This is a genomic window from Dyella sp. KRB-257 (genome assembly GCF_049445995.1).
Taxonomy (GTDB): domain Bacteria; phylum Pseudomonadota; class Gammaproteobacteria; order Xanthomonadales; family Rhodanobacteraceae; genus Dyella_A.
The window spans coordinates 50,975-69,829 of the sequence record NZ_JBMSDZ010000014.1; the positions used below are offsets into that span (position 1 = coordinate 50,975).

General features: G+C 68.4%; 10 protein-coding genes. 1 reads left to right on the forward strand and 9 read right to left on the reverse strand.

Features of this window, described 5'->3' with window-relative positions:
- Window positions 1–11 precede the first annotated feature (11 nt).
- The 9 genes from cas8g1 to ACO2Q2_RS11930 form a co-directional block, all read right to left on the reverse strand.
- Window positions 12–2,432 (reverse strand): type I-G CRISPR-associated protein Cas8g1/Csx17, encoded by a 2,421-nt coding sequence (gene cas8g1 / locus ACO2Q2_RS11890; protein WP_423255992.1) that lies wholly within the window; start codon window positions 2,430–2,432, stop codon window positions 12–14.
- Window positions 2,425–2,934, reverse strand: a complete 510-nt coding sequence (locus ACO2Q2_RS11895) for a hypothetical protein (RefSeq protein WP_423255993.1) — start codon at window positions 2,932–2,934, stop codon at window positions 2,425–2,427. The genes cas8g1 and ACO2Q2_RS11895 overlap by 8 nt, the downstream gene beginning before the upstream one ends.
- Window positions 2,931–5,315 carry a type I-G CRISPR-associated helicase/endonuclease Cas3g gene (gene cas3g, locus ACO2Q2_RS11900; protein WP_423255994.1) on the reverse strand — a complete coding sequence of 795 codons (2,385 nt, stop codon included), beginning with the start codon at window positions 5,313–5,315 and terminating at the stop codon, window positions 2,931–2,933. The genes ACO2Q2_RS11895 and cas3g overlap by 4 nt, the downstream gene beginning before the upstream one ends.
- Before the next feature lie 288 nt (window positions 5,316–5,603).
- Window positions 5,604–9,026, reverse strand: coding sequence for an SNF2-related protein (locus ACO2Q2_RS11905; protein WP_423255995.1), 3,423 nt, complete (start codon window positions 9,024–9,026; stop codon window positions 5,604–5,606).
- Window positions 9,027–9,240: 214 nt separating this feature from the next.
- Window positions 9,241–9,477 carry a formate dehydrogenase subunit delta gene (locus ACO2Q2_RS11910; protein WP_423255996.1) on the reverse strand — a complete coding sequence of 79 codons (237 nt, stop codon included), beginning with the start codon at window positions 9,475–9,477 and terminating at the stop codon, window positions 9,241–9,243.
- Window positions 9,478–9,559: 82 nt separating this feature from the next.
- The gene (fdhF, locus tag ACO2Q2_RS11915) at window positions 9,560–12,445 is read right to left on the reverse strand and encodes a formate dehydrogenase subunit alpha (RefSeq protein ID WP_423255997.1); all 2,886 of its coding nucleotides are present in this window, start codon (window positions 12,443–12,445) and stop codon (window positions 9,560–9,562) included.
- Between the two features lie 27 nt (window positions 12,446–12,472).
- The gene (locus ACO2Q2_RS11920; protein WP_423255998.1) at window positions 12,473–14,011 is read right to left on the reverse strand and encodes a formate dehydrogenase beta subunit; all 1,539 of its coding nucleotides are present in this window, start codon (window positions 14,009–14,011) and stop codon (window positions 12,473–12,475) included.
- A complete protein-coding gene (locus tag ACO2Q2_RS11925) occupies window positions 14,008–14,529 on the reverse strand; it encodes a formate dehydrogenase subunit gamma (RefSeq protein ID WP_423255999.1) in 522 nt (173 codons plus the stop codon). Before ACO2Q2_RS11925 ends, ACO2Q2_RS11920 begins: the two co-directional genes overlap by 4 nt.
- A 16-nt stretch (window positions 14,530–14,545) precedes the next feature.
- Window positions 14,546–16,186: an OFA family MFS transporter gene (locus tag ACO2Q2_RS11930; RefSeq protein ID WP_423256000.1), complete on the reverse strand. Its 1,641-nt coding sequence runs from the start codon at window positions 16,184–16,186 to the stop codon at window positions 14,546–14,548.
- A 320-nt stretch (window positions 16,187–16,506) separates the two neighbouring features.
- Between ACO2Q2_RS11930 and ACO2Q2_RS11935 the strand changes: the two genes are divergently transcribed.
- Window positions 16,507–18,738, forward strand: coding sequence for an NADP-dependent isocitrate dehydrogenase (locus tag ACO2Q2_RS11935; protein WP_423256001.1), 2,232 nt, complete (start codon window positions 16,507–16,509; stop codon window positions 18,736–18,738).
- The last annotated feature ends 117 nt before the right edge of the window (window positions 18,739–18,855 follow it).

The following is an 18,855-nucleotide window of genomic DNA, read 5'->3' on the forward strand; positions in this document are numbered from 1 at the left end:
ATGGGAAGGAATCAGGCGGTTCGAGCTTCTGGCCCTGCGGCTGCCAAGACGCAGCGAACCAGTGCACGCGTTGCCTCGTATCGCAACGGGATCAACAAGGCAGCAGCGACGCGTTGCGCCGATGGGCCGTTGATGGCGCCGTCGGCAGCCGCACCGTCGAGCAGCGGCAGCGCGTCGATCTTGAAGACGGGATTCACGCCCGAGGCATGCAGGCGCCGCCATGCGGCACGCACGGCGCGATTGTCTGCATTGCCGGCCGCCAGTTGCGCCAGCAGGCCGGGCGGCACGGCGATGTGCGTGTCGTTGTCCAGCGCACGCAGGTCGCGCAGCGTGGACTCCGGGGTCAGGCACAGCTTGAGCAAGGCGAATGCCGCTGGGGCGGTGCCTTGGCCGCCATCCTGCTCCGTGTCGCGCGGGATATCGCACAGGCTAAGGCCAGGGAGCAGCGCGGCGATGCGGTCGTCCATGCGACCGTCTTGCAGGAAAGCGGCGATGTCATCCAGCGTGGCGCCGGCGGGGCTGGCAAGCGGCTTGGCCCTTCGGCCTTCGCGATCCGTCATTTCCAGCTTGTCGGCCAGCCACAGGCGATGCTCCAGCAAGGCTCGCAGCGTGTCCGTCAGGCGGCCCTGCTGGCCGGTGCAGATGCGTACCTTGTCGCCGGCCTCGGGGGTCATCCATTGGTCATGCCGGCGTTGCACCGGAAAAAGCTGAGCGCGTAACGGGAGTGGGATATCGCTCACCCCTTGCAGGCCCGCCAGCGCCATGGCGATGCGAAAAGCCGGCGTTCCATCGTTTGCCAGTTCGACCCAGCGTCTAGTCAAACGCGGAACCGGGGGTACCGATTCGCGTGCCTTGCTGCTGCTGGCGATCGCGGACTGGATGTCGCCAAGCAGCACCAGCACCGACTGTGCTTCGCCGGGCGATGGCTCGCGTCCGGACAGCTCGAAGAAGGCACTTTCCAGTCGCTTGCGCAGCGCCAGGAAGCGGCGGGCGACGTTGTCGCCTTGCGCGAACCGGCGAAATTGCGTCAACCATCCATGGTGGTCGAGATCATCGAGCACATTGGCTGGCGGCTCATCGAGCACCCCGACGCGTTCGAGCGGCGTCGCGAGATAGGCCTTGCCCGAACGCATCAGCAGTCCATAGCGTTGGAAGCTGCTGACGCCGCGATAGCCGCCCAAACGGTGTACCGCCCGGACGAAGTCGAGCGCATCGCGCGCGGGCTTTTTCTCCAGTGCCACGCGCCCTTCCGCCAGCAGCGCACGAATCTCCGCGTAGCTGGCTGGCCGATTCCACAGCGGCATCCACAGTTCGCCGCGGGCTCCTGAAGCGTCGCTCTCGCCGAGGCTGCCGGAGCCGGCACCGACGGCTCTTACCGTGAACGGGTAGCTGAGTACCCCGAAAGGGTCGTCGGCGTTGCGGCGGGCAGCGGCCGCGGCGAAGGACAGCGCGCCCTCGATCATCAGCACGAAGTCCCACGGGTTGATGGCCGCCTCTGCGTCGAAGCCGGTCGTGGCATTGGGCCCACCCGCCTGCCCAGGCGAGAACTGCCCGATCGCCTTCTTGACCAGGCCGGGCGCGGCGCCTCCGAACAATGCCGTATCCAGCCATGCGAGCGACTCGCTCGACGGGCCGTCCGTCGCAAGATCGAGCACCTCGGTCAGGCGCTGCATGAAGTTGTTGGTGAAATCCAGGCGGCCGTCGTTGCCGCCTGTTCCCAGCAGAGGCGGATATTGCGGAGCGTCCCCCGCCATCAGCACGGCGGCATCGAACCAGCCCAAAGCCTCGTCCGGAAGCAGCGCACGCATCCGAGTCAGGAGTACGACTTTTTCATCCCCTTTCGGACTTGCGCTGCGATCCATCCCGGTGAGCGCCGACTCGGCAATCCGCAGGCAATCGCGGTACACGGCAAGCCGGGGTGTGGGGCTTTCGACGATGGCTTGCAGAGCTACCTTGTTGTCCTTTTCATAGAAGCCGCTGCCGCCATTCCACGGCGCCATGATCGGCGTCGGTTGGTAGTCGTGCAGGAAAAAGTGCTCCAGCCCGGCGCGGTCGAGCGGGCCATGCAGGACCAGGTTCTCGTTTCGCCACGCCGCCCGGGTTTGCGGATGGCGTTCGGACAGCAGGCGCAGCACGCCCAGCGCCTTCAGGTAATGGGACAGCGGCGTTGGCGTGCATCCGGCGAGCACGATCTCGTTGTCCGGCGTGGCCGCGCGGTAGCCGGCGATGGGCTCGCGCACCCCGGAGGCTGCGGACGCGGGGGGTCCGGAACCGGCCTGGCGCGGCATGGCCTGTAGGCGTTCGGACAGCGTCGTCAGTTGGTCCAGTGCTTCCAGGCGTTGGCGTACGGTCATGTTCCGCGCTTGCCGCAGCTGTTCGTGCCGGCTGCCGTCGAAACGGGTCGCCCGCCAGTCGACCTCATGCTCATTCATCGGAGGTGTCCTCCTGCAACCACTCAAGATGCTGGATGTCGTCAAGGTCGCGTGGCCGGCCTGCGACGCGCTTCATATGGATCAGGGTGGGGATGGAAACGAAGCGCGCAGTGACGCCGGGCAGCAGTTCACCGCGCAGGGCGACCTCGTACTCGTGGGCGAAATCGAACGGCTCGTACACGAACACGTCCACCGACGTGCCCGGGAACGACTCGTTGTGGAAGTTGAGTACCTGCATGCCTTTTTCGTCGCGCCAGCGTTGGCGCTGTTCGGCCCGCTCGAAGGCCTGGGCATCGATCGGTACGGTGGGGCGATAACCGATGCCGGCCAGCGCCTGGAACGCGCGCTGGATGTTGCCCGCGTCCAGTGCGACGACCAGGTCGATGTCCATCGTGAGACGGATGTAGCCGTGTGCGTTGACCGCCAGCCCGCCGGCGACGAGGTAGCGCACGCGCGCGTCATGCAATGCCCTGGCGACGGCTTCGAAGGCCAGCAATTTCATGGCTCCACCTGCTCGGCGGCGGAGGCGCGCCAGTCGGCCAGGCGCACCAGTGTTTCCAGCCAGGCGAGGTAGAACGGGCCGTGCCGGTCGAGCAGGTTCACGGTGCGCTCGGTCCATGAGCGACCTTGTTCGCCCTCGCCCAGTTCCATCAGTGCCAGTTTCAGCGCGGTTGGCTCGCTGCGCTCGCCGTCGAAATCCAGGGCGGGCAGCACATCGCCTTCCCATACGCCGCGGGCGAAACGCTTGATCCCCGGCGGTGCGTGCTCGCCGGGCATGGCGCGCAGGCTCATGCGGACCTTGCCGTGGTGCGCGGCGATCAGGTAGGCGACGAGGTCGGCGTCCGGGTCACTGCCGTGTTGGGCCAGCCACGCCAGCATGGAGGCCAGCTCATGGCGGAAATAACTTCGCCCATGACGCATCGGCCCGGTGCAATCGGATTTGGCCAGCAGCTCGCCCACCGCGGCCTTGCAGCGGTACATCGAGTGCTGGAACACCGGATGCGCCTTGCCCAGATCGTGCCAGCGACCGGCGCGGATCAGCGCCGCGGCATGGGCCGTTTCGCCGACCTCGCGGCATAGTTCCTCGGCATGCCGTGCGACGTGGCCCAGGTGCGCGGCAAGGCCAATGGGCCGGGGCTGCTGCGAGCGCCGGTCCTCGTCGAAGGCGTCTTCCGGCGAGCGGCGTTGCAACGCGATGGTTTTCACCGGAGGCTTATTCAGCGCGGCGTCGAAACCGACCTGTTCGTCGTAGCCGCCATCGGCCGCGCGCAGCATCAACGTCATGCCGGGACGCGGGGGTTGGTCCAGCGCAACCCATTCATCGCCGAGCGTGTCCCAACGCCAGGCGCCGCGCTTGTGCAGATCGCGGGCCTGGCCGATGGAGATCGGGCATAACTCGCTGCGGTCGGGTCCGGGCTGCGGTGCGGCTGCGTTGGGGTCATCGAACTCGCGCCAGAACACCTGCAGGTCGGGCCGGTCGCTGGCGCGGATGTAATCGGAAACATCGACGTCGAAACCGGACAGGTCCGGGTCGGTATTGAACAGGTCGAGCAGGTCCTTGCGGCGCACTACGGCGCTGAGCGGCCGGGCCTGGTCGGTGGGCGGCAAATCCTGTGGACTGGCGCTGTCCAGAACGTCGAGTTTGGCGCGGGCGCGGGCAAGTTCATCGGCCGCGTAGGGGCGCGCCAGATCCTTGTCGTCCTCGATGTCCAGCCACAGGATGCGCGCGCCGTCGGCGTTGTGCTCGCCACGGCGGTTGCAGCGACCGAAGCGCTGCACCAGCGAGGACCACGGTGCCAGTTCCGTGAGCAAAAGCTTCGAGGACAGATCCACCCCCGCCTCGATGGCCTGGGTGGCGACCACGATGCGGTCGACCGGGGGTTCATCGCGCAAGCGCTGGTTCTGGGTGATGCGCTCGGCGGCGCGGAAGCGCGCGTGGATCAGCAGGTCCCTCTTGCCGGGGCGCGCCTTGCGCAGCAGCCGGAACAGCGCTTGGGCGCGTTCCACGCGGTTGACGATGACCAGGGTCTGGCTGCCGGCGTCGTGCGCTTCGAGGATCGCCTCGCACAGGGCGCTCGAGTGTGCGTCGAGTCCCTTCTTGTTGCCGGTTTCCTTGCCCAGGATCAAGGGCAATTTCGCAACCTGCTTGACGGCGCCAAGCCGCTCGCCCGCTTGTTGGCGATCCTCTTGGCCAATGCTCAGCGCGATGAGCGACTCCAGATGCGGCTTGAAATCGACCGTGTCCAGCCAATCGCGGTTGAGCGTGGCGGAGACCCACAGCGAGCGGCTGCCGCGCGCCAATGGGAAGTGGCGGCGGAAGGCCTCCAGTTGAGCGGAGGTGGCGAGTCCCGCGCCCATCAACTGCACCTCGTCGTATACCCACAGGCAATCGTTGTGCAGCAGGGAAAAATGGATCGGCCACTGGTAGCGGCTCATGCCGTAGCCGCGCATCAGCGCGCGCGACAGCAGCATGTCCTGCGTGCCGATCAGGACCATGTCCTCTTCCGGGTACTCGGCCCAGCTTTTCAAGGCGTCCGCGCCGCCCATCAGCACATGCACGGATACCTTGCCCTCGCCGGGATTGCCGAGGATGTGCAGGTTCTCCAGCCAGCCGCGGATGCTTTGCTCGGTCTGCTCCACCAGCACCCGCATGGGCAGGCACCACACCAGGCGCCGCGGCGTGGCGCTGTCCGGCGCGGCCTGGCGCCCGCCTTGCCGCCAGCCGCGCTTGTGTGCCCAGGCGAGCGCCACGGCAGCGGTCTTGCCCAGGCCGGTGGGGACGTCGAGCGTGTCCGGCCAGGGGCCGGCGGCCAGCCGCGCCTGGTAGGGGTAGGGCTGGCAGCCTTGCGTGGCGGCATGGAACAGGGCGTGGAAGCTCGTCATGGTCGCGCTTCCTTGTGATGCTTGAGAGAAAGTCGCGCTCGTGGACCGATGCACTGCGGTCTGGCGTGCGTATCACCGGCCAGATACCCGATCGCACGACATTGGTCTCGCCGCATGGCCATCCTCCCCTGAATGCTGTCCATGTCGCACCATCGCAGGCGTCTGTCTCATGGATTGAGACGTTGCAATCGCATGGCTCAGCTTGCCTCTGCCGATTCTTCTTGTCGAGGCAAGAGGGTGGTCGACCTGGAAGCCCCTGCAACGGGTAGGGCTTCTGCGTCGGCGCCTTTACAACGGCGCGAACAGCGCCTCGAGGTCGCGCTCGTCGAAGCGCAGTTGCCGGGTGGCGCCGCCGCCTTCGAGCACGGCGCGGGCGAGCTCCGCCTTGCGGCCCTGCATGGCCTGGATCTTTTCCTCCACCGTGCCGGCGCAGATCAGGCGGTAGACGAATACCGGTTTGTCCTGGCCGATGCGGTGGGCACGGTCGGTGGCCTGGGCTTCCACCGCCGGGTTCCACCACGGGTCGTAGTGGATCACGGTATCGGCGGCGGTGAGGTTCAGGCCCACGCCGCCCGCCTTGAGGCTGATCAGGAACACCGGCACGTCGCCGTCCTGGAAGCGCTTGACCAGCGCGGTACGGTTTCTGGACGGGGTCTGGCCGGTGAGCTGCTGGTAGCGCACGCGCCGCTTGTCGAGCGCGGCGGCAATCAGGTCGAGCATTTCGGTGAACTGGGAAAACAGCAGCACGCGACGGCCCTCGCCGAGCAGGCCGTCGAGCAGGTCGAGCAGGGCGTCGAGCTTGGCGCTGCGCTTGACCTTTTTCGCGCTGGCGAGCTTGACCAGGCGCGGGTCGCAGCAGGCCTGGCGCAGCTTGAGCAGGGCATCGAGCACGATGATGCCGGATTGCGCCAGGCCGCGCTCCTTGACCGCCTGCCGCACGCGTTCGTGCTGGGCCAGCCGCAGGGTTTCGTAGAGCGCGCGCTGATCGCCGTCCAGTTCCAGCGTATGCACGATCTCGCTCTTGGCCGGCAGGTCGGTGAGCACGTCGTCCTTGCGCCGGCGCAACAGCAGCGTGCCGATGCGCCGATTGAGCCGCTGCCGGCGATCGGCATCGGCGTGCTTCTCGATCGGCGTGCGATAGAGCCGGGTGAACTGCCGCTGGCTGCCGAGCAGGCCCGGCTCCACCGCATCGAACTGCGCCCACAGCTCGCCCAGGTGGTTTTCCAGCGGCGTGCCGGTCATCGCCAGCCGGCGCGTGGCGGGAATCCTGCGCACCACCTGCGCGGCCTGGCTGTGCGGGTTCTTGATCGCCTGCGCTTCGTCGAGCACCAGCAGCGAGAACTGCGCCTGGCACAGGCGTTCCTCATCGCGCGGCAGCAGCGGATAGGTGGTGATCACCAGGTCGCTGCCGGCGATCTCGTCGTAGCGGTCGGCGCGATCGGCACCGTGGATCACCAGTACTTTCAGCCTGGGGGCGAAGCGTGCGGCCTCGGCCTGCCAGTTGCCGACCAGGCTGGTCGGCGCCACCACCAGCGCGGGCCGAGCGAGCCGGCCGCGCTGCTTTTCGCCCAGGATGTGCGCCAGCACCTGCACCGTCTTGCCCAGCCCCATGTCGTCGGCGAGGATGCCGCCGAGGCCGACGGCGCCGAGAAAGTCCAGCCACGCCAGGCCCTTGCGCTGGTACGGCCGCAGCGTGGCGTTGAAGCCTTCCGGGGCCTCGGCATCGCGGCGGAGGTTCCCGAGTGCGTCCGTTTGCGCGCGCAGCAGCTCGCCGCCACGCCAGTGCAGGTGCTCGTCGAGCGCGGCAAGTATCGGCGCCTGGCTGCGGTGCAGGCGCAGGGCGCCGTCGCCTTCGAGCCATTCCAGCAGCGGCTCGATCAGCTGGCGCAGACGCACCAGCGGCAGCTCCACGCTGCGGGTTTCGTCGATCTGCACCCGATATGCGGCGGTCTTCCTTTCGCGCTTGGGCGCCACTCGCGGGAACGCCGGATCGGCCAGCACGCGGCGCAGGATCGGCAGCAGATCGATCCGCTCGCCGCCCACGTCGATGCCCAGCGACACGTCGAACCAGGCGCTGCCGCTCGACGTGACATCGGCGTGCCAGGCATCGACCGGCAGCAGTTCGTCGTGAGGAAAACCATCGTGGTATTCGATCTCGATGCCGCCGGCCTGCAGCCGCTCGATCGCCGGTCGCCATGCCTCCGGTGCGGCCGGCGGCCGGCGGCCGTCGCCCGCATCGAGCAGCCAGTCGGTGGGCAGCAGGCCGGGACAATCCAGATACCACGAGTACGAATGCAGCACCGAGGTGAGTCCATGCCGATGCAGCGATGCGATGGCGGCGCGTTCGGCATCGCCGTCGCGGATCACTTCCAGCAGGCGGCCCTCGTGCAGCCGGCGCTCAGGGCGGGGGTCGTTGCCGAGTGCCAGCCGCAGCGGTCCGTAGCGAAAATCCAGTCGCGCGTGACCCACGCTGATCGGTTTGCCGGTCCAGTGGCCCGATGACACGTGCAGGGCCAGCACGGCCGTCGGCCGGGCCTCGATACGCTGCGGCGGCGCGTACACCTGCGGCGGGGGCAGCGCGTCGCCCGGCGGCTGCGCGCGCCAGCGTTCCGCCAGCGCGGCACTGTGTTCGGGCAACAACAGCGGCGCGTGGGCACAGGCTTCGTACAGGCGGAGATCGCCGCTGACCCGACCGTAGCGCGCCGCTGCCGGCTGCACGTACCACAGCCCCGCGCCGCGCAGCAGCAGGGCGGGCGGCTCGCTGGCGAGACCGCTGCCGAGCTGCTGGCTGCCGTCGGCCAGGGTCTGCCACTGCACGTGCAGCGGCAGCGGTTCGCCCCGCTGCAGCGGCTGCCGGCCGGATTCGAAACAGGCCGGGTAATGCTGCAGCAGGGTTTCCAGCGCCTGTTCCTGCCACAGCTGGCGGACGGGCTGAAACGGCAGGCCGGCCACTTTGTGCGCCGGCTCGAACATCAGTGCGGCCAGGGCGTCGGCCACCCCGGGCGGCCAGCCTTGCTCGGGCTGCGGCACGGCGCCGAGCTGCCGATCCTTGCGCAGCACCTGCGGGGCGACCATGGCGCCCTTGCCACGCTTGGCCGGGCGCAGCCATGCCGGCAGGGCGAGCAGGGTCGGACGCGGGCCGCTGTCGCTCGCGCGCAGCAGGATCATCAACTGGTGCCGGGCGTCCGCGCGCTGGGGGCCCTGCGCGGTTGGCGCGATCAGGCTCTGCCAGTGATTCCAGGCATCCAGGGGTGCCGGCGCCGATCCGCGCGGAGTGCTTTCCGGGCGAGGGGAGGCAGCCAGTGCCTGGTTGTGACGGATGAGCGGCCCGGGCGCGGCGCTGGAGTACCCGTCCTCGCGGGAGAAGTCGTCCTCGTCCTCGTCGTCATCATCGTCATAGTCATAGTCATCGTCGTAGTCGCCATCGGCGAGCCGGGACAGGTCGATGGGTACGCTGGGCCACTGGGCCGGCTCGGTCTGCATGGCCACGATCAGCATGGCGGCGGCATGTTTGCAGAGGTCGCCGACCGGACAGGTGCATTCGGTGTTGAACAGCAGCTTGCCGCGGTGCTCCCGCAGCAGCACGCCGCAGACGTAAGGTTCATGCGCGCTGCCGGCGATCGCCCCGAGCAGTACATCGCCGCCGCCGCTTTTGCTGTGCTCGATCCGCAGCACATGGCGGGCGCGTGCGTAGCTGCGCGCACGCTGCATGGTTCTGCTGTCGAAAAGCTTCTCCCACGTGCCGCTGTGCAGGAGTTGTCGAAGTTCGGAAACGGTCATGCGGGGGCGGATGGCTCGATCAAACGTCGATGATCGCACGCCGTGCAACGGTTGTCGGTGGGGGCGCGGCGGCCTGCGCCGCTGCGGGAGACGAATCCGGCGGGAATGGAGCCATATCGCGGACGGCCAGCCCGGCTGGCCCGGTTCAGGGTGCGGTGGTCACTGGCGCGGCATCGGCGAGTTGCCGCACGGCTTCCTTTGCCATCGGTTCCAGCCCTTCGCCGCCGGCGTGCAGGTGCTCGATGATCTGGCGACGCATCACCGGGTCCCAGAACTTGCGCAGGTGGTCGGCCACGTTGTTCACGCCGACCGTGTGATCGGGTTCGGCGGCGAAGTAGTGGGCGATGTCGTTGACCATCCGGGAGAGGTGTTCGATGTTCATGGCGGGCCGTCTGGTGATGCGGGTTGAACGGGGCGCGGCTCGGGCCAACCCCGCGGGCGCGGGCCCGCGGGATCCAAAGCCTTCAGCGCGTGACGGGCTCGGCGGCCTTGAGCAGATCCTGCTGTTCCTGGTCGAAACGCTGGAAGCGCTTCTGCCAGGCCGAAGGCTGGCTGACCTTGAGCACCTGCACCGCGGTGACCTTGTACTCGGGGCAGTTGGTGGCCCAGTCGGAGTTGTCGGTGGTGATCACGTTGGCGCCGGAACCGGGGAAATGGAACGTGGTGTAGACCACGCCCGGCTGCATGCGCTCGGCCACCTTGGCGCGCAGCACGGTCTCGCCGCTGCGGCTGGAAATGCCCACCCAGTCGCCGTCGTTGATGCCGCGCTCTTCCGCGTCGTGCGGATGGATCTCCAGCCGGTCCTCCTCGTGCCACAGGGAGTTCTCGGTGCGGCGGGTCTGCGCACCCACGTTGTACTGGCTGAGGATGCGGCCGGTGGTGAGGATCAGCGGATGCTCGGCGTTGACCTTCTCGCGGGTGGGCACGTACTCGGTGAGCATGAAGCGGCCCTTGCCGCGCACGAACTCGTCCACGTGCATCACCGGCGTGCCTTCCGGTGCCTCCTCGTTGCACGGCCACTGGATCGAGCCGAGCTCATCGATGCGGTCGAAGCTGACGCCGCGGAAGGTGGGCGTGAGCGCGGCGATCTCGTCCATGATCTCGGACGGGTGCGCGTAATTCATCGGGTAGCCCATCGCCTGGGCCAGCTTCTGGGTGATCTCCCAGTCGGCCAGGCCGGACTGCGGCTTCATCACCCGGCGCACGCGCGAGATGCGGCGCTCGGCGTTGGTGAAGGTGCCGTCCTTCTCCAGGAACGAACTGCCCGGCAGGAACACGTGCGCGTACTTGGCCGTCTCGTTGAGGAACAGGTCCTGCACCACCACGCACTCCATCGCGCTGAGTGCGGCGGTGACGTGCTGGGTATCCGGGTCGGACTGGGCGATGTCCTCGCCCTCGATGTACAGGCCCAGGAAAGTGCCGTCCAGCGCGGCCTCGAACATGTTGGGAATGCGCAACCCCGGCTCGTCCAGCAGCGGCACGCCCCACGCCTGCTCGAACAGCTCGCGGGTGGCCGTGTCGCTGACGTGGCGGTAGCCCGGAAACTCGTGCGGGAACGAGCCCATGTCGCATGAGCCCTGCACGTTGTTCTGCCCGCGCAGCGGGTTCACGCCCACGCCTTCGCGGCCGATGTTGCCGGTGGCCATGGCGAGGTTGGCGATGCCCATCACCGCGGTGGATCCCTGCGCGTGCTCGGTGACGCCCAGGCCGTAGTAGATCGCGCCGTTGCCGCCGGTGGCGTACAGCCGGGCGGCGCCACGCACCAGCTCGGCGGGTACGCCGGTGGTCGCTTCCATCGCCTCGGGGCTGTACTTGTCCTGCGCGACGAAGGTCTTCCAGCGCGCGAACGCCTCCGGCTCGCAGCGCGCGGCGACGAACGCCTCGTCCACCAGGCCCTCGGTGACGATCACGTGGGCCAGCGTGTTGAGCACGGCCACGTTGGTGCCGGGCTTGAGCTTGAGGTGGTAGTCGGCCTGGATGTGCGGCGTGCGCACCAGGTCGATGCGGCGCGGATCGATGACGATCAACTTCGCGCCCTGGCGCAGGCGCTGCTTCATCTGCGAGCCGAACACCGGATGCGCGTCGGTGGGGTTGGCGCCGATCACCAGCATCACGTCGGTGGCGCGGATCGAGTCGAAATCCTGGGTGCCGGCCGATTCGCCCAGCGTGGCCTTGAGGCCGTAGCCGGTGGGCGAGTGGCAGACGCGGGCGCAGGTGTCGACGTTGTTGTTGCGAAAGGCCGCGCGCACCAGCTTCTGCACCAGGTAGGTTTCCTCGTTGGTGCAGCGCGAGGAGGTGATGCCGCCGATGGCATGCTTGCCGTGCTTTTCCTGGATGCGCCTGAACTCGCTGGCGGTGTAGGCAAACGCCTCCTCCCAGCTCACCACCTGCCACGGATCGGAGATCTTCCTGCGGATCATGGGCGTGGTGATGCGGTCCGGATGGCTGGCGTAGCCGATCGCGAAGCGGCCCTTGACGCAGGAGTGGCCGTGGTTTGCCTGGCCATCCACGTTGGGCACCATGCGCACGATCTCCTCGCCCTTCATCTCGGCGCGGAAGCTGCAGCCCACGCCGCAATAGGCGCAGGTGGTGGTGACGCTGTGCTCGGCCTGGCCGCGCTCGATCAGGCTGTTCTCGCTCAGCGTGGCGGTGGGGCAGGCCTGCACGCAGGCGCCGCAGGAGACGCACTCGGAGCCGAGGAAATCCTCGTTCTGGCTGGGCGCCACCTTGGACTCGAAGCCGCGGCCCTGGATGGTCAGCGCGAAGGTGCCCTGCACCTCGTCGCAGGCGCGCACGCAGCGCGAGCAGACGATGCACTTGGACGGATCGAAGGTGAAGTACGGCGTGGAGGTGTCCTTGGCCACGAACAGCGGGTTGGCGCTGCCATCGGCCTTCTTCGCGTAGACGTGATTGGCGCCGTCGTAGCCGTAACGCACCTCGCGCAGGCCGACCACGCCGGCCATGTCCTGCAGTTCGCAGTGGCCGTTGGCGGGGCAGGTGAGGCAGTCCAGCGGATGGTCGGAGATGTACAGCTCCATCACGCCGCGACGGATTTCGGCCAGCTTGGGCGTCTGCGTGGCCACCTTCATGCCGTCGCTCACCGGCGTGGTGCAGGAGGCGGGATAGCCGCGCCGCCCCTCGATCTCCACCAGGCACAGTCGGCACGAGCCGAAGGCGTCGAGCATTTCGCTGGCGCACAGCTTGGGGATGGCGATGCCGGCCAGCGAGGCCGCGCGCATCACCGAGGTGCCTTCGGGCACGGCGATCGAGCGGCCGTCGATCTCCAGCGAGACGGTCCTGGCGGACGCGACCGCCGGCGTGCCGCGATCGATTTCGACGATGGAAAGCATGGTGGAACCTCCGGCGCGCGATGGCCCTCAGGCGCTGCGCGCGAAATCTTCTGGGTAGTGATCCAGTGCGCTGAGCACCGGGAACGGCGCCATGCCGCCGAGCGCGCACAGCGAGCCGTGCAGCATGGTCTGGCACAGGTCGCGCAGCAGCGCCTCGTCCTTGCCGCGATCCTTGCCGGCGAGCATGCGGTCGATCACCTCCACGCCGCGGGTCGAGCCGATCCGGCACGGCGTGCACTTGCCGCACGACTCGATCGCGCAGAACTCCATCGCATAGCGCGCCATTGCCGCCATGTCCACGCTGTCGTCGAACGCCACGATGCCGCCGTGGCCGACCATGCCGTTGATCGCGGCGAAGGCTTCGTAATCGAGCGGCGTGTCGAAGCGCGAGGGGGGAATGTAGGCACCCAGCGGGCCACCCACCTGCACCGTGCGGATCGGCCGGCCGGTGACGGTGCCGCCGCCGAAATCCTCCAGCAGCTCCTGCAGCGTCACGCCGAAGGCCTTTTCCACCAGCCCGGCGTGCCTGAGGTTGCCGGCCAGCTGGATCGGCAGCGTGCCGCGCGAGCGGCCCATGCCGAAGTCGCGGTAATGCGCCGCGCCCTGGTCGAGAATGATCGGCACCGAGGCCAGCGTGACCACGTTGTTGATCACCGTGGGCTGGCCGAACAGGCCCTCGATCGCCGGCAGCGGCGGCTTGAAGCGCACCATGCCGCGCTTGCCTTCCAGCGATTCCAGCAGCGAGGTTTCCTCGCCGCAGATGTACGCGCCGGCGGCCATGCGCACTTCCAGATGGAAGGCCTTGCCGCTGCCGCGGATGTCGTTGCCGAGAAACCCCTCGGCCTGCGCCGCGGCGATCGCCGCGTTGAGCGCGTCGCGCGCATGCGGGTATTCGCAGCGCAGGTAGATGTAGCCCTGCGTGGCGCCCACCGCGAGGCCGGCGATGGTCATGCCCTCGATCAGCACGAACGGATCACCTTCCATCAGCATGCGATCGGCGAACGTGCCGGAGTCGCCTTCATCGGCATTGCAGACGATGTATTTCTGGTCGGCCTCGGCGTCGTGGCAGGTCTTCCACTTGATCCCGGTGGGGAAGGCGGCGCCGCCGCGGCCGCGCAGGCCCGAGTCGGTGACGGCCTGCACGATGCCGGCCGGCGGCAGTTTCAGCGCGTTGTCCAGACCGCGGTAGCCGCCGTGCGCGCGGTAGTCGGCCAGGCTGCGCGGATCGACGATACCCACGCGGGCGAAGGTCAGGCGCTCCTGCTTGGCGAGGTAGGGAATCTCCCCGGTGGGCCCGTGGCCCAGCGCGTGCCGGCCGCCGTGCAGGAAATCGGCGTCGAACAGGCTGGCCACGTCATCGGCCAGCACCGGCCCGTAGGCCACGCGCCCGGCGTCCGTCGCCACCTCGACCATCGGCTCCAGCCAGTACAGGCCGCGCGAGCCGTTGCGCACCACGGTGACATCCGCGCCGCGGCGGGCGGCCTCGGCGGCGATCGCGGCGGCGGTCGCCTCCGCGCCCAGCGACAGGGCGCCGGCATCGCGGGGGACGTAGACGGTGAAACTCATGAAGCCTCCCGGGCGGTCTTCAGCCAGGCATCGAAGCGCTCCGGCGTGACGCGTCCGTGCAGTTCCTCGTCGACCATCACGGCCGGCGAGCAGGCGCAGTTGCCCAGGCAGTAGACGGGTTCGAGCGTAAACATCCCATCATCGGTGGTTTCGTGGAAATCCACGCCCAGCCGCTGCTTGACGTGGCTTTCCAGCGCCGCGGCCCCCATCGACTGGCAGGACTCGGCGCGGCACAGGTAGACGATCCGCCTGCCCGACGGGCGGGTGCGGAAGAAGTGATAGAAGCTCACCACGCCGTGCACGTCGGCACGCGACAGGTTGAGCTCGCGCGCGATCAGCGCAACGGCACCTTCGGGCACGTAACCGAGCGCCTCCTGCACCCCGTGCAGGATCGGCAGCAGGGCGCCCGGCCGATCCTTCAGCCGGGCGGTGACCTCGAGCACCGCGGCGTGGCTCTCCGGGGAGAGCCACCTAGCGTTTTCCTGCGGGCCGGAGCCCGCCCGTGCCGGGTGATTCATGATCTTGCAACCTTCATCAGAACAGTGCGGCGGCCTTCGCCAGGGCGATGTACAGGCCGACCAGGAACGGTACACCCACGGCCAGCCAGAAGATCACGCCTGCGACGCCGAAGGCGCCGCGGGCGGCGGTCTCGGCACCGGCGCCGCCGCCGGTGGCCTCGTGCTGCAGGGCGCGCTCGCGGGCGAGTTCGTCCGTGGTCATGAGGGCCGATTCCTTCACCGGCTTGATCAGCAGGTTGCAGATCAGACCGACGAACAGCAGGCCGGCCATGATGTACAGCGTGCGGTCGTAGACCAGCGTCTTGGCCACGCCCGCATCGAGCTGGGTCTGGCGGATCGCGGCGATCAGGAACGGGCCTAAAATGCCGGCCGCCGACCAGGCGGTCAGCAGGCGACCGTGGATCGCGCCCACCATCTGCGTGCCGAACAGGTCGGCCAGGTAGGCCGGCACGGTGGAGAAGCCGCCGCCGTACATGCTGAGGATCACGCAGATCGAGATCACGAACAGGCCCGCCATGCCCAGGTGGCCCCAGGTCGGCAGCAGGCAGTAGACGATGATGCCGAGGATGAAAAACGTGAAATAGGTGTTCTTGCGGCCGATCCTGTCCGACAGCGAGGCCCAGAACAGGCGGCCCAGGCTGTTGAACAGGCTGATCAGACCGACCAGGCCGGCCGCCGCCGCCACCACCGCGGCCTTCTGTGCCGGGGTGAGGTCCGCTGCCGCTTCGGTGAGGCCGACCAGTCTGGCGCCGAACACGTCCTGCAGCATCGGGCTGGCCATCGAGATCACCGCGATGCCGGCCGTCACGTTGAGGAACAGCACGCCCCACACCAGCCAGAACTGCGGCGTCTTCCACGCCTTGTTCAGGTGCACGTGGTGGCCCGTGATCATCGCGTTGCCGTCGGCCGCCTTCGGCGTCCAGCCTTGCGGCTTCCAGCCGTTCGGGGCCACGCGGAAGCCGAACGCGCCGGCGGCCATGATCAGCACGTAGAGCACACCCATCACCATCAACGTGGGAGCGACACCCTGGCTGCCGTTGGCCGAGAAGTGCTTCATCAGCGCCACCGCGAGCGGAGCACCGACCATCGCGCCGCCGCCGTAGCCCATGATGGCGAAGCCGGTGGCCATGCCGCGGCGGTCCGGGAACCACTTGATCAGGGTCGACACGGGCGTGATGTAGCCCAGGCCCTGGCCGACGCCGCCGAGCACGCCGCAACCGAGGTAGACCAGCCACAGCTGGTGCACCGACACGCCGATGCCGCCGACCACCAGGCCGCCGCCCCAGCACAGCGCGGCGATGAAGCCGGCCTTGCGCGGGCCGGCGTGTTCCAGCCAGCCGCCCCACAGCGCCGCCGAGATGCCGAGCATGGCGATGAAGGTTTCGAAGATGTGGGTGACCTGCGGCACCGTCCAGTTGCAGCTGGTCGTCGTCAGCGACGCGATGAAGCCCAGGTTGGCGCACATGGTCGGATCGGTTTCGGTGAGCAGCTTGCTCATCGGCAGCCAGAACACCGAGAAGCCGTAGGCCATGCCGATGCACAGGTGGATCGCCAGCGCCGCCGGCACCACCCACCACCGGTTGTAGCCCGGACCCGCAATGGTGCTCTCCCTCGCCATGAATCCTGCGTTGCTGTCTGCCGCCGGTACACTGACCATGAGCCTCTCCCCTGCGAAAGTGGAAAAACGGAAGCCCGCGCCCACCACCCCGCAGCCGGCGCATGGCGGGTCGATCATGCCGTCCGGGTACAACGGGCGACTACTCGACATAGGTCGCATCGAAAGCTTGCGACCCGATCCCCGGACGGCTCACGCCGCGCCCGGAGGACATGCCACGCTGGCGCCGCAGCGGTGTGGCGGTCCGCACCGCGCCCGCAAGATTTTCCGTCCTGGCCCGGCGCGGTCTTGCGTATCGTCCGCGCAGCCGCCATGGTTTGCGGCTGGTCAGCGTCCCCCCTCTTGAGCCGAGCCCAGCCACCATGTCCGATACCCCCAAGATCATCTACACGCTCACCGACGAAGCGCCGTTCCTGGCCACGCAGTCGCTGCTGCCGATCGTGCAGGCCTTCGCCGCCACGGCGGGCATCGCGGTGGAGACGCGCGACATCTCGCTGGCCGGCCGCATCCTGGCTCAGTTCCCCGAATCGCTGCGCGACGACCAGCGCATCGCCGACGACCTGGCCGAGCTGGGCGAGCTGGCCACCACGCCGGACGCCAACATCATCAAGCTGCCCAACATCAGCGCCTCGGTGCCGCAGCTGAAGGCCGCGATCAAGGAGCTGCAGGCGCAGGGCTATGCGCTGCCGGAGTACCCGGACGAGCCGCGCAGCGACGTCGAGCTGTGGAACATCCGCGCCCGCTACGACAAGGTGAAGGGCAGCGCGGTGAACCCGGTGCTGCGCGAGGGCAACTCCGACCGCCGCGCGCCGCCGTCGGTGAAGAACTACGCGCGCAGGCACCCGCACAGGATGGGCGCGTGGAGCAGGGATTCGAAGAGTCGCGTGGCGCACATGGACGCCGGCGATTTCTACGGCAGCGAAAAGTCCGCCACGCTGGACAAGGCCGGCGTGCTGAAGATCGAGCTGCACGGCAGCGACGGCGCGGTCAGCGTGCTGAAGGAGAAGGTGGCGGTGAAGCCCGGCGAGATCGTCGACGCCGCCGTGATGAGCCGCGCCGCGCTGGCGCGCTTCGTCCAGGCCGAGATCGCCCGAGTGAAGGACGAGGGCGTACTGTTCTCGCTGCACCTCAAGGCCACCATGATGAAGGTGTCCGACCCGATCATGTTCGGCGTGGTGGTGGGCGAGTTCTACCAGGACGTACTGGCGAAGTACGCCAACGATCTGGAGCGGATCGGCTTCAATCCCAACAACGGCATCGGCGACCTGTACGCCCGGCTTGGAGCGCTGCCGGAAGACCGGCAGGCGGCGATCAAGGCGGACCTTGCCGCCGAGTACGCCCGGCGTCCGGCGCTGGCGATGGTCAACTCCGACAAGGGCATCACCAACCTGCACGTGCCGTCGGACGTGATCGTCGACGCCTCGATGCCGGCGATGATCCGCGACTCCGGCAAGATGTGGAACGCCAAGGGCGAGCTGCAGGACACCGCGGCGCTGATCCCCGATCGCAGCTACGCCGGCATCTACCAGGTGGTGCTCGACGACTGCCGGGCCAACGGCGCGTTCGATCCGGCCACCATGGGTTCGGTGCCCAACGTGGGCCTGATGGCGCAGCAGGCCGAGGAATACGGCTCGCACGACAAGACCTTCCAGATCGAGTCCGACGGCACCGTGCGCGTCACCGACCAGGACGGCCGCGTGGTGTTCGAGCATGCGGTGGAGGCCGGCGACATCTGGCGCATGTGCCAGGCCAGGGACGCGCCGATCCAGGACTGGGTGAAGCTCGCCGTGACCCGCGCGCGGCTGTCCGGCACGCCGGCGGTGTTCTGGCTCGACGCCAAGCGCGCGCACGACGCGCAGGTGATCGCCAAGGTCCAGCGTTACCTCAAGGACCACGACACCGCCGGGCTGGACATCCGCATCCTGTCGCCGGAAGACGCCATGCGCCACTCGCTCTCGCGCATCCGCCAGGGCCAGGACACCATCTCGGTCACCGGCAACGTGCTGCGCGACTACCTCACCGACCTGTTCCCGATCATGGAACTGGGCACCAGCGCCAAGATGCTCTCCATCGTGCCGCTGATGGCCGGCGGCGGCCTGTTCGAGACCGGCGCCGGCGGCTCGGCGCCCAAGCACGTGCAGCAGTTCGTCGAGGAGAACTACCTGCGCTGGGATTCGCTGGGCGAGTTCCTCGCACTGCAGGCCTCGCTGGAATTCATCGGCGACAAGACCGGCAACGCCAAGGCCAGGGTGCTGGCCAGGGCGCTGGACCAGGCCAACGGCCAGATCCTCGACCACAACCGTTCGCCGGCGCGCAAGGTCGGCCAGCTCGACAACCGCGGCAGCCACTTCTACCTCGCCCTGTACTGGGCGCAGGCGCTGGCCGACCAGCACGAGGACGCCGGGTTGAAGGCGACGTTCGCCCCGCTGGCCAAGGTGCTTGCGGACAACGAGGCGACCATCGTCGGCGAGCTCAATGGCGTCCAGGGCAAGCCGGTCGACATCGGCGGCTACTACCACCCGGACCTGGCACGGGTGAGCCAGGCCATGCGCCCCAGCGCCACGTTCAACGCCGCGCTCGCTTCGCTCGGCTGAGCATCCGGTGCAGGAGCGGGGCATGTCCCCGCTCCTCCCTCCGCCGGGGCCACCGGCCGTCCTGCCTGCATGTTTCCCCGCGCCGGGCCGCGGATCGCCATGCCGCCGTGGCTGACT

Excerpts from the sequence above, each read along its gene's own strand:
- ACO2Q2_RS11925 (WP_423255999.1), bottom strand. The coding sequence starts at position 14,529 with ATGAATCACCCGGCACGGGCGGGCTCCGGCCCGCAGGAAAACGCTAGG.
- ACO2Q2_RS11905 (WP_423255995.1), bottom strand. The coding sequence starts at position 9,026 with ATGCAGCGTGCGCGCAGCTACGCACGCGCCCGCCATGTGCTGCGGATC.
- ACO2Q2_RS11895 (WP_423255993.1), bottom strand. The coding sequence starts at position 2,934 with ATGAAATTGCTGGCCTTCGAAGCCGTCGCCAGGGCATTGCATGACGCG.
- ACO2Q2_RS11930 (WP_423256000.1), bottom strand. The coding sequence starts at position 16,186 with ATGGTCAGTGTACCGGCGGCAGACAGCAACGCAGGATTCATGGCGAGG.
- fdhF (WP_423255997.1), bottom strand. The coding sequence starts at position 12,445 with ATGCTTTCCATCGTCGAAATCGATCGCGGCACGCCGGCGGTCGCGTCC.
- ACO2Q2_RS11935 (WP_423256001.1), top strand. The coding sequence starts at position 16,507 with ATGTCCGATACCCCCAAGATCATCTACACGCTCACCGACGAAGCGCCG.
- ACO2Q2_RS11910 (WP_423255996.1), bottom strand. The coding sequence starts at position 9,477 with ATGAACATCGAACACCTCTCCCGGATGGTCAACGACATCGCCCACTAC.
- cas8g1 (WP_423255992.1), bottom strand. The coding sequence starts at position 2,432 with ATGAATGAGCATGAGGTCGACTGGCGGGCGACCCGTTTCGACGGCAGC.
- ACO2Q2_RS11920 (WP_423255998.1), bottom strand. The coding sequence starts at position 14,011 with ATGAGTTTCACCGTCTACGTCCCCCGCGATGCCGGCGCCCTGTCGCTG.
- cas3g (WP_423255994.1), bottom strand. The coding sequence starts at position 5,315 with ATGACGAGCTTCCACGCCCTGTTCCATGCCGCCACGCAAGGCTGCCAG.